The organism is Prevotella sp. P5-64 (assembly GCF_002251285.1).
In the GTDB taxonomy this organism is placed as follows: domain Bacteria; phylum Bacteroidota; class Bacteroidia; order Bacteroidales; family Bacteroidaceae; genus Prevotella.
Genome location: NZ_NPJK01000063.1, coordinates 18,734 through 31,577, shown reverse-complemented (window position 1 = coordinate 31,577; position 12,844 = coordinate 18,734). Strand labels below are relative to the sequence as shown.

Below are 12,844 nucleotides of genomic sequence, written 5' to 3'. Positions count from 1 at the left end.
ATGGTTTTTTGCTCGATTGTCGGTTTTTTCATTTACCTTTGCATCCGCATTCGGGATGTAGCGCAGTTGGTAGCGCACTACGTTCGGGACGTAGGGGTCGGGCGTTCGAGTCGCCTCATCCCGACCAATGCCAGTCAGGCGGAGAGTCAGTAGAGACCCTCCGCTTTTTTGTTCTGCCTGGTTGCCGTCATCTGCCTCCGCCGCCTCGGAGCCGCCTCGGCTGTCTCTCAGCCAGCCGCCAGCCTCACGCCACCAGTATTCCCTTCTCTTCTGCTCTCCGCCATTCCCGTGCCCGAAACCTTCAGTGCTATAACCGACCGAGTTCTTCCCGAAATAACAGCATGGAAGTCGCGTATGCTTGACCCCGTGTATGCTATTTGCTGGCTTGATGCCATTCACTACAAGGTGAAGGACGATAAGGGTCGTGCAGTCACTCGTGCAATATACGATATCTTAGGTATAAACAAGTCTGGCTACAAGGATCTTCTTGGTATGTATATATATGAGAGTGAAGTTGCTAACTTCTGGCTTGATGTAATGACCGACCTTCAGAACCGTGGTGTACGTGATATTCTGGTTTGTTGCGTAGACGGTCTTAAGGGATTCCCTTACGCAATCCAAAGTGTATTCCCAGAAACCTCCGTTCTGCTATGTGTAGTCCACCAAATCCGCAACTCAATCAAGTATGTAGGAAGCAAGCATCAGAAAGAGTTTCTGAAGAATCTCAAGACCGTATACGGTGCCGTAAGCAAGGATTCCGCATTGGCACAGCTTGACATGGTTGATGAAAAATGGGGTGAGATGTACCCTATAGTTATCAAATCCTGGCGCGGCAACTGGGAGCGTCTTACGGAAAATTTTAGTATACTCCTGCAATCCGCAAGATTATCTACACAACCAATACGGTTGAGGGCTATCATCGTCAGGTGCGCAAAGTAACAAAGAACAAGGGTGTATTCCCGTCAGTCACCGCACTTGAAAAGTTTGTGTATCTTGCCTATCGATACATTAGTGGGAAATGGACTATGCCCCTGTCTAATTGGGCACTGATATCACAACAACTTGCTATAAAAATTGGAGATAGGTTCAAGATTATGTAACTTTGTCTGTGAAAGGCTCCTCTTATTTGTGTGCAGATATGAAATCTGCACACAAATAAGAGGGAAAGAATAAAAAATCAGAGCCGTGACACAGTTCTGTTTACATTACCGCGTTCAAGGCACCTAATGTTGGGATATCGATGACTCCTTGTATTGCTCGGGTACGGGTGCGGTGTTGATTGAACATCGTACACTACCTAATTTATTGTGTAATAATTAGTTAAGTGCTGCTTAGTGAGGTGTGCGGTAAAATCAAAACTATGTTTCTACAACCTTGTAGTCGGAGACTCTTAATCCCGATTATTGTTTACTGGAAGCTGCTTTCCATTCATCATAGATATGGCTAAAGATAGCTACGCCATCATTCAGTTGCTTCCTAGCTAAAGACTTATCTTTGTTCCACCATTCAAGAATGTAATTCTTCAGTCCCTCATATTCCTTTTGATCCTTGAATTGTCGATCCAGGCTTCCCATTTTGCCAAGCGTTGCATTGTAAAGAATAAATGCCCTTTTCTGTCCATTAGGCTTCAGTGCATACCAAGTAGCCCAAGAGTTTCCTGTGTTTATGCCATTGCCAGGCAGAAATACGTGAACTTGATAGACAGATGCATTCTTGCCGCGGTAAAGGAGTTCCATAAGGCGATCCTCTTTTACAGCCCTAATCGAATTACGTGCTATCGTTTGGCAATGTTCCCACACTTCGCCTTCAGGGTGTTCCTCTGTGAGTGCAAGCCATTCCATCTTGGCTATTTTCTCAGCATCGTACTTCTTGGCTTTTTTGCCATCTGGATTCTCGGCAAGTCTTACTTGATATTCTAACGCCCACCCCATGTACTTCTTAGGAATGTAGCCCTCTATCTGTTTGCCATCCATCATAGTGAGGCGAACATGACGCATTTCTGGGTCGTCATTCTTGCGAGCGTGTACAGCTATCGCTACCATCATTACTGCTATGAGCAGCCAAAACTTCATTGCTTTCATAATGCTTCCTTTTAGTTGTTATTTATTGTTTGCCATCTAATACTTCTATCACTCGTTGTATCATAGAACTTCGGTTGTGTTCACCTGGTCCAATGAGTTTCTTTTCCCATTCCTGCGAAAGTCCTACACAGTGGCAAAGTTCTCGGATAAAGGATTTGTCGCATTTCTTATAGGTATCTCCCAAACATATAAGTTTGCCATCAGTCTGTCTGATATAGAAGTCGCAAGCCGTCTTGCTTGGGATGAAAAACATTGCTGCTGCTGTGTTACATTGCCAAGCTTTCATTCCTCCCATGTCCGTCACGGAATAACCTTGGGAGGCATAAATATAGACTTGCAATCGTGGGTGGTTAACATATAGCCAGCTCCATCCCACATTTTCCAAGGGAACAAGTGTGCGTACGTTTTGCTTGGAGGTGGCATTCCACACCACTACAGAATCAATGTTGGCGAAAGGTATCACATCGCTAGTGCATTGGCGAGAAAAAAAGTTTCTATAAACTTGAACATCCTTTTTCTTGCGTGGCAAGTCTATTCGGTCATTACTTTCATAGAGTTGCTGGATACCATTCTTTAGGTACACTCGTCCCTCGCATGATTGAGCTTGCATGCTAATAGTTCCCATATAAGCAAGCAAAATGCTAATGATGAGATATATTCGCCTCAAATATACCTCCTCATGCACGGCATTTTTGATCTCTCGGATGGTCTTGTCATTGGAAAAACGCCAACCTTCTATTTCTTCAAATTTGCACATAAGCAATTCCTCTTGATAATTATACAAATATACGAGGAAACTTTCTGATTACCAAATGAATTAACCATTTTAATAAAAGCACGCTTCCTTTCGGGGGTGTGCCCACTACCTCCACAAGATTTATGATTATCACTGGTGGCTCGTGTCGTCCGATATGGGTTTGCGTGCCTTTGTTGCGTGGTCGTGGTAATGGTGGTCAGGTAGATAGCAGGGGAGGTAGGAGTGATGGCGCTGGCGGAGAGGATGCGAGCAGCGAGAGATGCGTGTGCCGGAGTGATAGGGGTATAAACAAAAAGGAGCAAAGATGTGGTAATCTTCGCTCCTTTTTGTTTCGGATTAACGTCAACGACATTATTTGCCGTGGTGCTCGTCAGAAACGGTTAACTTTTTGCGACCATGAGCACGGCGAGAAGCCAATACGCGGCGGCCGTTCTTTGTTGCCATTCTCTCACGGAAGCCGTGCTTGTTTACACGACGACGGTTGTGTGGCTGAAATGTTCTTTTCATCTTATGCTTATCTTTTATTTGTTATTATTTCTGTCTCTGAAACGGCTGCCGTCTCCCTGGCCATGATGCCGGTGGAAGCATAGACGCCTTTTTGGGTTGCAAAAGTACGCATAATTTTTGAAATAACAAAGAAATCAGACATTTTTCGGTCAGAATTAGATGTTTTTTTATAAAAAAGTAGTAACTTTGCACCGCTTTTAGCAGACAACAACATTATAATAACAATATGATTAACTCACAGGAAATCAAAATCGGTACTTGCATCCGCATGGATGGCAAGATTTGGACTTGCATCGACTTCCAGCACAGAAAGCCGGGTAAGGGTAACACAGTAATGATAACCAAGCTGAAGAATGTTGCTGACGGCCGTGTGCTTGAGCGTACATTCCAGATTGGTTTCAAGCTCGAGGATGTTCGCGTGGAGCGTCGTCCTTACCAGTATCTTTATGAGGATGCCACAGGCCGTATCTTCATGAATCAGGAGACTTTCGAGCAGATTCCAATCCCTGCACACCAGATTACCGGTGTGGAGTATATGAAGGAAGGTGATGTGGTAGAGGTTGTAACCGATACAACTGACGGCACTATCCTGCTCGCCGAGATGCCTGTAAAGACTACTCTGAAGATTACTCACAGCGAGCCCGGCGTAAAGGGTAACACCGCTACCAACGCCACCAAGCCCGCTACTCTCGAGTCGGGTGCCACCGTGCGCGTGCCTCTGTTTATCAACGAGGGCGAGACCATCCTGGTCGATACCCGTGATGGCAGCTATCTGGGTCGTGTAAGCGAGTAATCGCGCAGCACCCTATACTTTTGTGACAACCTATATCTCCGGGGCCACCATGGTGGGTGTTCTGAGATATAGGTTGTCTGCGTTTCAATACCATCAATCCTATCTGTACTACTGACATGAAATATAGTTTTATCATACCCGTCTACAACCGTCCCGATGAGGTCGACGAACTGCTCGACAGCCTTACGCGCCAGGAGTGTCGTGACTTTGAGGTGGTGGTGGTCGAAGACGGGTCGGCAGTGCCTTGCCGCGACGTGTGCGACCGATATGCCGACAGGTTAGACCTGCACTATTATAATAAGGAGAACTCGGGCCCTGGCCAGAGCCGCAACTATGGTGCGGAGCGGGCGCAGGGAGAGTATCTCATCGTGCTCGACTCCGACGTGGTGTTGCCTCCGGGCTATCTCTCGGCGGTAGATGCCGAACTGGCAGAGCGCGAGTGCGATGCTTTTGGCGGTCCCGACAGTGCCCATCCGTCGTTTACTCCGGTGCAGAAAGCCATCTCCTACTCGATGACGAGCTTCTTTACCACCGGCGGAATACGTGGCGGCAAGAAGAAACTGGACAAATTCTATCCCCGCTCGTTTAATATGGGCATCCGTCGTGATGTCTATGAGCGTCTGGGTGGTTTCTCGCGTATGCGCTTTGGTGAAGACATCGACTTCTCTATCCGTATCTTCAAGGCAGGATGCCGCTGCCGCCTTTTCCCCGCAGCCTGGGTGTGGCACAAGCGCCGTACAGACTTCCGCAAGTTCTGGCGGCAGGTCTACAATAGCGGTATCGCGCGCATCAACCTCTACAAGAAATATCCCGAGAGCCTCAAGCTCGTCCATCTGCTGCCTATGGTCTTCACCGTGGGTGTGGCGCTGTTGGCGGTGATGGCTCTGGTGGGAGCAGGGGTATGGGCGGCTTGCCCGCAGACCGCTGTCGGACCATGGCTCATGGCGTTGGCACTGGCTCCGCTGGTGCTCTATTCGCTCATCATCTGCATCGACGCCACCCGCTCGGCGCGCAGTCTGCGCGTGGGTGTGCTCAGCATCGCCTCGGCATTCATCCAGCTCACGGGCTATGGCTGTGGCTTCCTCTCGGCGTGGTGGAAGCGCTGTGTGTGTGGCAAGAGCGAGTTCAGTGCTTACGATAAAACCTTCTATAAATGACCTCCGGCAGTCTGAGCATCAACCAGTGGGCAGAGGAAGACCGTCCGCGTGAGAAGCTGGCCCGCCTGGGAGCGTCGGCGCTGAGCAATGCCGAGCTGCTGGCCATCCTCATCGGGTCGGGCACTCCCGAGAAGAGCGCTGTAGACCTGATGAAGGAGATACTGGCCGACTGTGGCAACAATCTCAACCAGCTGGGCAAACTCTCGCTTGCCGAGCTGCAGCGATACAAGGGCGTGGGATTGGCCAAGGCGGTGACCATTCAGGCCGCCTGTGAAATGGGCCGTCGCCGACAGGTGTCGCGGCCCGAGGAACGCCCGCGCATGGACAGCGCCGACGCCATCTATCGCGAGATGCATCCCCGTATGCAGGACCTCGATGTCGAAGAGGCGTGGGTGGTGCTGGCCAACCAGTCGTTCAGGCTCATCAAGGTGCTGCGGCTGAGCCATGGCGGCATCAGCGAGACGGCGGTCGATGTGAGGGTGGCACTCCGCGAGGCTCTGCTCTGCAATGCCACCGTGATGGCGCTCTGCCACAACCATCCCAGTGGCAACTGCCATCCCAGCCGCGATGACGACCGCATTACCGACCTCATGCGCAAAGCCTGTGAGACCATGCGTATCAGACTGATAGACCATGTCATCGTCACCGATGGCGCCTACTACAGTTATCGCGAGGAAGGCAAACTGTGAGGACCCACTTGCCGCGGGGCGGAAGAATATCAGTGGGGCTGGCTGAGCCATCGGCTTGGTCGTAGTCTATATAAAGAAGATGCACAACATGCTGCTGGCAGCGCGTTGTGCATCTTTTTCGTATGGGTCGATTGTCGCCGTGGCGACCAGGGTGACAGCGTCAGTTAATCTGCTTGTAGAACTCCTGCTGGGCGGCAAGCAGAATATCGAGCACTCTGGGGATAATGTCGTCAAAGACGGGCGTGCTGTCTATCAGCAGCTCGGCAGAGAGCCACACATTGTCGTTGACGATAGTGGCTTTGACCACCTTCATCGAGACGCTCACCGCGTTGGTGGCTTCGAGGACGCCGGCGCGGTTGTCTTCGGTCACGTCAAAGACGCCCGGCATGACCAGACGCAGGAAGGTCTCGTCGTTGTCGCTGCCCATGAATATGAAGTTGCGCATCTGGTACTTGAAGAAGATGTCGTTGTCTTCGTCCTGCTCGTATTTGAAACCTTGTGAGCTGAGGAACTCTTTCATTAAATCTACATTTGTCATAATTTTTGGGTTTTGGTTGTTAGGATGTATATGGTTTATTGTTCTCTTGCTTCTGTCAGGCGTTGAAACCTATGCGCGGGCGTTCCATGTTGCGGCGCTCCACTCCCTGCATCTTCTCTTCTATCTCCTTGTACATATTGACCATCTCGGGGCGTATCGAGGGCCGCGTGTTGCGGATGGAGGTCTCGAGCAGCTCCTGGCTGATGAGCTGGTTGGTGAAGGCTGCCGTCATGGCGGCGTCGTTCACGATGTAGGCGATGTCGCTGGCTATGTATCCGTCGGACAGCTCAGCCAGATGCTGGGCGTCGATGGCTGTCTCGTCGTAGGGGCGGTCCTTGAGGTGGAGCATGAACATCTCCTTGCGCGCGTCGAGGTCGGGCAGCGGCACGTAGATTTGCTTGTCTATGCGGCCGGTACGCAGCACAGCCGGGTCTATCTTGTCGGGGCGGTTGGAGGTGGCGATGACAAAGATGCCCTTCTTGGAGCAGTTGTTGAGCTGGCTCAGAAACTCGTTGACTTCGCCCGACATGCTCGTGTTGTCAATGTTGGAGCGGTTGGGGACCAGCGCGTCAAACTCGTCGAAGCACAGCACAGACGGTGCTTTTTCCTGTGCCTGCTTGAAGAGACTGCCTATCTTCTCCTGCGAACCGTGGATGTAGATGCTCGCCAGGTCTGAGGTCTTGACCATGAGGAAGTTGAAGCCCGTCTCTTCGGCGAATTTTTCTGCGAAGAACGTCTTGCCGCATCCGGGAGGACCATAGAGCAGCATGCCATTGGGTGGCGTGAGCTTGTAGCGCTCTGCCAGTTCCTTGTTCTTGATGACAAAGATTACGCGCTGGTAGAGCATGTCCTTGAGTTCCTTCATGCCGGCGATGTCGGCAAATCCGTTGCCCTTCTGCTGCTCCACGCTGAACGTTACGGCGTTGGGGTTGTCTTCCGCCTGCTGGGTGGTGGGGCCGGAGGATTGTCCCGGTGCATTGGCACCAGTGGTCTCCTGACAGGGTTTGCCGTCGATGAGGCTGATGATTTCCTCGACCGACTTGAAGCGGTCTTCGTATTTCACCGCCAGACCCTTCTGCAGGATGCGGGTGGTCTTGTCGTCGAGGTCTACACCCTCGAGCGAGAGCTGTTCTGACTTGCGCTTCTCCTTGATGAGCGTGAAGCGGCGCGCTCTGGTCATGCCCTCGGTAAAGGTCATCTCCCACGGAGCCGCGCCGAAGAGCATGGTGTAGAGGACGGCCGTGGCAGAGAAGATGTCGCTCTGCTCGTCGTAGAGGCCCATGAAGGTCTCGTTGGCGCAGTATTCCACCTCCAGGTCTGCCACCTCAAAGGGTGTCTTTCCATTGCATCGCGGCGCTGTGTGCCCCATATCGATGATTTCGGGAATGCCTCCAGCCACCTTGGAAAGCATGATGTTGCGGGGAGTGATGTCGTTGTGGCACAGGCCTTGACGGTGCAGGTAGCCGAGGCCGTTGAGAATACCTCTATATATATTCAGGGCGGTGTCGGCATCCATCCTGCCTTCGCGGGCGAGCTTGTCCATCAGCACGTCGCCGGTGAAATAATTGGTGACGAAGTAGTGGCACTCTCCGCAGTCCAGGTGGACCTTGCCCGAATCGATGAAGGAGACGATGTTTTCATTGACAAGTTTCTTGCAGCGCTCGATGGTGTAGACCTCGTGCGTGGCAGTGTCCATGAGGCGCTCTGGAGTCTTCTTGAGGATATACAGCTTGAGAAAATAGATGTTGTCGTTGTCGTCTATCACACGGTAGGTCTCGGTATATTCGTTCTCCTTGATGAGGCTTTGGGCAAGGTACTTGTCAAGTCTTGCGTTCTCTTTCAGTACACTCATAGTTCAGTCGTTAGGTTTGGTGTATAGTATTTCAGATGACAGCCATAGCCGATGGCCGATGGCTATGGTTACAAAATTAAGACAATTTCCGTTAATGCCAAACTTATCTTCCGCTTTTTTTGACTATAGGCAGGGAAAATGTCATCTTTTCCGCCCGTCTCGCGGCTGGACACAAAAACGCCGCAGGCGTTCCTCATCACTGAGAATGTGCCTGCGGCTATAATCTTGAAAACGAAATCGGGTTTATTTGAGCACGCCAAGTTCCTTGCCCACCTTGATGAAGGCGGCGATACACTTGTCGAGCTGCTCGCGGGTGTGGGCGGCAGAGAGCTGTACACGGATGCGGGCCTCGCCCTTGGGCACTACTGGATAGTAGAAGCCTGTGACGTAGATACCTTCCTCGAGCAGACGGTTGGCATAGCGCTGAGAGAGCGGCGCGTCGTAGAGCATCACGGCGCAGATGGCGCTCTGGGTGGGCTTGATGTCAAAGCCGGCAGCCTGCATCTTGTCGCGGAAGTAGTTGACATTCTCTACCAGATGGTCATGGATGGAGTTGTCTTCCTTGAGCATCTTGAACACCTCGAGACTGGCGCCGATAATGGCGGGAGCCAGCGAGTTGGAGAAGAGGTAAGGACGGCTGCTCTGGCGCAGCATGTCGATGATTTCCTTGCGGCCGGTGGTGAAACCGCCGAGGGCGCCACCAAACGACTTGCCCAGTGTGCCGGTATAGATGTCTACGCGGCCATAGGTATTGCACAGTTCGCTCACGCCGTGACCGGTAGCACCTACCACGCCAGCCGAGTGAGACTCGTCGACCATGACGAGGGCGTCGTATTTTTCAGCGAGGTCGCAGATCTTGTCCATCGGAGCCACGTTGCCGTCCATCGAGAATACACCGTCGGTACAGATGATGCGGAAGCGCTGGGCCTGAGCCTCCTGCAGACACTTCTCAAGCTCAGCCATGTCGGCGTTGGCATAGCGGTAGCGCTTGGCCTTGCACAGGCGCACACCGTCGATGATAGAGGCGTGGTTGAGGGCGTCGGAGATGATGGCGTCTTCCTCGGTGAGGAAAGAGCCGAAGAGACCGCCGTTGGCGTCGAAGCAGGCGGCATAGAGTATGGTGTCCTCGGTATGGAAGTAGTCGCTGATGGCAGCCTCAAGTTCCTTGTGGATGTCCTGAGTACCACAGATGAAGCGAACCGAAGACATACCGAAACCGCGACGGTCCATCATCTGCTTGGCACCCTCGATGAGGCGGGGATGGTTGGACAGACCGAGATAGTTGTTGGCACAAAAGTTAAGCACTTCTTCGCCCTTGACCTGGATGGCAGCACCCTGGGGGCTCTCGATGATGCGTTCTTCTTTGTAAAGGCCTGCGCTCTTGAGATTTTCCAAAGTGGCGCAGAGCTGTTCTTTGATTTTACCGTACATGTTTGTTCACGTTTTAGTTCTTGTTAGACTACAAAATAACGCATTATTTTCGACAAATAAAAGCGTTTGCCTGTTTTTTTTGTTAATCTGCGGGTAAAAAGGTTTTTTTATGGCTTTTTTGTCCTTAGTCTCAAAAAAAATTAGTTAATTTGCACCCATAATTTTAAGTACTTGACACATGAAAAATATCTTGGTCATCGGCTCTACAGGCCAGATTGGTTCTGAGCTGACGCGTGAATTGAGAAAAATCTATGGCAACGACCATGTAGTAGCTGGCTATATCAAGGGCGCAGAGCCCAAGGGAGAGTTGCTGGAGAGTGGTCCGTCGGCCGAGGCTGATGTCACCAACGGCGAGATGATAGCCAGCGTGGTAAAGCAGTATAATATCGACACCATCTACAATCTGGCTGCGCTCCTGTCGGTAGTGGCCGAGTCCAAGCCTCGTCTGGCATGGAAGATAGGTATCGATGGACTCTGGAACATACTCGAAGTGGCTCGCGAACATGGCTGCGCCGTATTCACACCCAGCTCGATAGGTTCTTTTGGACCATCTACACCCAAGATGATGACTCCCCAGGACACCATCCAGCGTCCCCGCACCATGTATGGCGTCACCAAGGTTACCACCGAGTTGCTCAGCGACTATTATTTCAATAAGTATGGCGTCGATACCCGTGCCGTGCGCTTCCCCGGAGTCATCTCCTATGTCACTCCTCCTGGTGGCGGCACCACCGACTATGCTGTCGACATCTATTATTCGGCAGTTCGCGGCGAGCGCTTCGTATGTCCTATCAAGGAGGGCACACTGATGGATATGATTTACATGCCCGACGCGCTCAAGGGAGCCATCGACGTGATGGAGGCCGACCCCTCGCGCCTCGTTCACCGCAATGCGTTCAACATCGCATCGCTCAGCTTCGGTCCCGAGACCGTATACCAGGCCATCAAGAAGTACAAGCCCGACTTTGAGATGGTCTACGATGTAGACCCGCTCAAGCAGAGCATAGCCGAGAGCTGGCCAGACCGTCTCGACGATACCTGTGCGCGCGAGGAGTGGGACTGGTGTCCACGCTACGACCTCGACGCCATGACCCGCGATATGCTTGAGAAGCTCGCCATCAAGCTCGGAGTATAACGACTATACATTATATAATATATAAGATGCACAACGCGCTGCCAGCAGCATGTTGTGCATCTTTTTTTTGTTTGGGGTAAGGGTTTCGGTCTAATATCGGCGCTCTAAGAGTCCGCCGTAGGTGTTGACGCGCACTACAATGTCGGCTTCCTGTGCCCTCTCGTCAAGCGGGATGCTCACAAACGCCACCTGGGTGTAGTATTCGGGCACCCCGTTCTGGTTGTGCAGCAGCGTGAAGGTAAACTGCTCGCGGCTTCCCGTGCGTAGGGTGTCACACTTCACGCCCACGGTCTGGCGCCCCATCTCTCCGTTGTCCTTGGCACCCGCCTTGAGCGCCAGTCTCATGTTGATATAGCGCCCGGTAGTGCTGCGCCATGCGCTTTCGAGTCCAAGCGGATCGGTGCGCAGCGTGTCGGGGCGTGTGGTCTCAATAGGCCGCAACACCGGCACCGCACCGATAGAGCGTGGCTTGACGGTGGTGGCTGCGTCGTGATAGTCGTAGTAGAACAAGGCACGATACAGCGTGTCGGCCTTTGCCGCCCATTTTGCCGTAATCGTGGGCTGCAGCTGCAGCGCCTTTCCCTCGTCGGTCACCACGCGGCTTATCACGCCCTTGTCTGCCGTATATGCGTCGACCATTTCAGCCTGCATATACGAGTAGTGTCCGTCGCCCGAGTCGTAGCTGCTGCTCTCGCAAGCCGCCATCACCACTGCCATCACGCCCAGTAGCCAGTATCTCATATCACAGCCCCATTTGGTTGATAGCCGGGTTGGCATACATCTTGAGCATCTGTTCGCGCAGATAGGCATCGTCCTTGCCCTCCATCTCTATCTTGTCCAGCTGGCCCTTGAGGTAAGCCTCAAACTGTGCCTTGTCTTCAGCCGTGTAGTGGTCGGCGTGGGCAGAGTCGCCGTGCAGCAGGTCGAGCGCCACGTAGTTGTTGGGATAGAGGCGGTAGCCCGCAAATATCTGCCGGTCTATGTGGTCGGCGATGAGGCGGAAGAGCTCGGTCTTGGGCGTGTCTGCCGGGATGGTGTCGAGGTAGCTGTCTATGCAGTCGGCACACTGGTAGTGTATGTATCCCTTGTAGCCCATGATGCCGGTCTGCATGCTTGTCACGTCGTCCATCGGGCCTTTCTGCCAACTGGGGTTGTCGCGGCGCGCCTGCAGTTCGGCAGCCTTGAGATAGTCGCAAGGGTCGTACTCATAGCTTATGGCGAGGGGCACGAGGTGCAGCTGCTTCAGGCGGTCTATGATAGAGCCTTCGCCGCCCATCACCATCATCTTGAGTATGGCTTCCTGGGTGCGGTCGTTGCTGTCCTTGGCGCGGCCTTCGCGCTGGGCTATCCATACGTTGTCGTTCTTCTCGGCGATGACGAAGTGCATGTACTCGCTCAGCCGCTTGCTCGCCATCAGCATCTCGCGCATGGAGAGGGCACGCTCTACGATAAACGATTTGTTGACGCGCACCAGGTCCTTGACCCAGGGCAGCTTGAGCAGATTGTCGCCGATGGCGATTTCACATGTCGTGTTGAAGCCCGCGTCTATCAGCAGCTTGTCGAGCAGTGCCGAATCGAGCACTATGTCGCGGTGGTTGCTGATGAAGGTGTAGCGGCTGTCGGTGTCGAGCGATGCGATGTCGATGTCGCATCCCTTGCTGAGCCGCGCCAGAAGCTGTACGAGAAAACCGTAGCAGAAGGTCTTCTGGAAATCGAGGTTGTCCTTGCAGGCGTGCATCTTTTCAGCCAGCGCCTCTTTGGGCACGTCGGGGTAGAGATAGGCCAGCACGCTGCAGAACTGTTCGTTCTGGAGCAGGCGGTCAAAGACGTCCGGTAACTCGTCGGGTTCAAACGGACGGATGGGGTCAAACTGTTCAGGAATTTTCATAAGCGGAAGTTCTGTA

13 protein-coding genes, 1 tRNA gene and 1 pseudogene are annotated in these 12,844 nt (G+C 52.6%); 6 read left to right on the top strand and 9 right to left on the bottom strand.

Features of this window, described 5'->3' with window-relative positions; all coding sequences use genetic code 11:
• Positions 1 to 51: 51 nt before the first annotated feature.
• Positions 52 to 127, top strand: a tRNA-Pro gene (locus CIK87_RS11215).
• Positions 128 to 294: 167 nt separating this feature from the next.
• Positions 295 to 1,100 (top strand): annotated as a pseudogene (locus CIK87_RS11210) (IS256 family transposase); the annotation flags it as partial.
• A 300-nt stretch (positions 1,101 to 1,400) separates the two neighbouring features.
• Here CIK87_RS11210 and CIK87_RS11205 read toward each other — a convergent pair.
• From CIK87_RS11205 to CIK87_RS11190, 4 genes are all read right to left on the bottom strand, one after another.
• Positions 1,401 to 2,081: a hypothetical protein gene (locus CIK87_RS11205; RefSeq protein ID WP_094387241.1), complete on the bottom strand. Its 681-nt coding sequence runs from the start codon at positions 2,079 to 2,081 to the stop codon at positions 1,401 to 1,403.
• A gap of 22 nt (positions 2,082 to 2,103) precedes the next feature.
• Positions 2,104 to 2,838, bottom strand: a complete 735-nt coding sequence (locus CIK87_RS14565) for a hypothetical protein (RefSeq protein ID WP_216820566.1) — start codon at positions 2,836 to 2,838, stop codon at positions 2,104 to 2,106.
• 351 nt (positions 2,839 to 3,189) lie between these two features.
• Positions 3,190 to 3,345 (bottom strand): 50S ribosomal protein L34, encoded by a 156-nt coding sequence (rpmH, locus tag CIK87_RS11195; RefSeq protein WP_004351099.1) that lies wholly within the window; start codon positions 3,343 to 3,345, stop codon positions 3,190 to 3,192.
• A 7-nt stretch (positions 3,346 to 3,352) separates the two neighbouring features.
• Positions 3,353 to 3,559 carry a hypothetical protein gene (locus CIK87_RS11190; RefSeq protein ID WP_094387240.1) on the bottom strand — a complete coding sequence of 69 codons (207 nt, stop codon included), beginning with the start codon at positions 3,557 to 3,559 and terminating at the stop codon, positions 3,353 to 3,355.
• 12 nt (positions 3,560 to 3,571) lie between these two features.
• Here CIK87_RS11190 and efp point away from each other — a divergent pair, with 12 nt between their 5' ends.
• From efp to radC, 3 genes are all read left to right on the top strand, one after another.
• The gene (efp, locus tag CIK87_RS11185) at positions 3,572 to 4,138 is read left to right on the top strand and encodes an elongation factor P (protein WP_022310351.1); all 567 of its coding nucleotides are present in this window, start codon (positions 3,572 to 3,574) and stop codon (positions 4,136 to 4,138) included.
• A 116-nt stretch (positions 4,139 to 4,254) separates the two neighbouring features.
• Positions 4,255 to 5,295 (top strand): glycosyltransferase family 2 protein, encoded by a 1,041-nt coding sequence (locus CIK87_RS11180; protein WP_094387239.1) that lies wholly within the window; start codon positions 4,255 to 4,257, stop codon positions 5,293 to 5,295.
• Entirely contained in the window at positions 5,292 to 5,984 is a 693-nt protein-coding gene (gene radC, locus CIK87_RS11175) for a DNA repair protein RadC (protein ID WP_094387238.1), read from the top strand. Before CIK87_RS11180 ends, radC begins: the two co-directional genes overlap by 4 nt.
• A gap of 160 nt (positions 5,985 to 6,144) precedes the next feature.
• Here the strand turns inward: radC and CIK87_RS11170 are convergent, their stop codons facing one another.
• The 3 genes from CIK87_RS11170 to kbl all read right to left on the bottom strand — a co-directional run bounded on the left by CIK87_RS11170 (position 6,145) and on the right by kbl (position 9,805).
• Positions 6,145 to 6,522: a YbjN domain-containing protein gene (locus CIK87_RS11170; protein ID WP_022310348.1), complete on the bottom strand. Its 378-nt coding sequence runs from the start codon at positions 6,520 to 6,522 to the stop codon at positions 6,145 to 6,147.
• Positions 6,523 to 6,577: 55 nt separating this feature from the next.
• Positions 6,578 to 8,374, bottom strand: coding sequence for an AAA family ATPase (locus CIK87_RS11165; RefSeq protein WP_094387237.1), 1,797 nt, complete (start codon positions 8,372 to 8,374; stop codon positions 6,578 to 6,580).
• A gap of 243 nt (positions 8,375 to 8,617) precedes the next feature.
• On the bottom strand, positions 8,618 to 9,805 hold the full coding sequence (kbl, locus tag CIK87_RS11160; protein ID WP_094387236.1) for a glycine C-acetyltransferase: 1,188 nt from the start codon (positions 9,803 to 9,805) through the stop codon (positions 8,618 to 8,620).
• A gap of 178 nt (positions 9,806 to 9,983) precedes the next feature.
• Between kbl and CIK87_RS11155 the strand changes: the two genes are divergently transcribed.
• A complete protein-coding gene (locus tag CIK87_RS11155; RefSeq protein WP_022310345.1) occupies positions 9,984 to 10,940 on the top strand; it encodes an NAD-dependent epimerase/dehydratase family protein in 957 nt (318 codons plus the stop codon).
• 90 nt (positions 10,941 to 11,030) lie between these two features.
• On the opposite strand, the gene CIK87_RS11150 is transcribed toward CIK87_RS11155, so the two are convergent.
• Positions 11,031 to 11,681 (bottom strand): NigD-like C-terminal domain-containing protein, encoded by a 651-nt coding sequence (locus CIK87_RS11150; protein ID WP_158216246.1) that lies wholly within the window; start codon positions 11,679 to 11,681, stop codon positions 11,031 to 11,033.
• A 1-nt stretch (position 11,682) separates the two neighbouring features.
• Complete coding sequence (locus tag CIK87_RS11145) at positions 11,683 to 12,828, bottom strand: 1-acyl-sn-glycerol-3-phosphate acyltransferase (RefSeq protein ID WP_094387234.1); 1,146 nt, start codon at positions 12,826 to 12,828, stop codon at positions 11,683 to 11,685.
• Between the last annotated feature and the right edge of the window lie 16 nt (positions 12,829 to 12,844).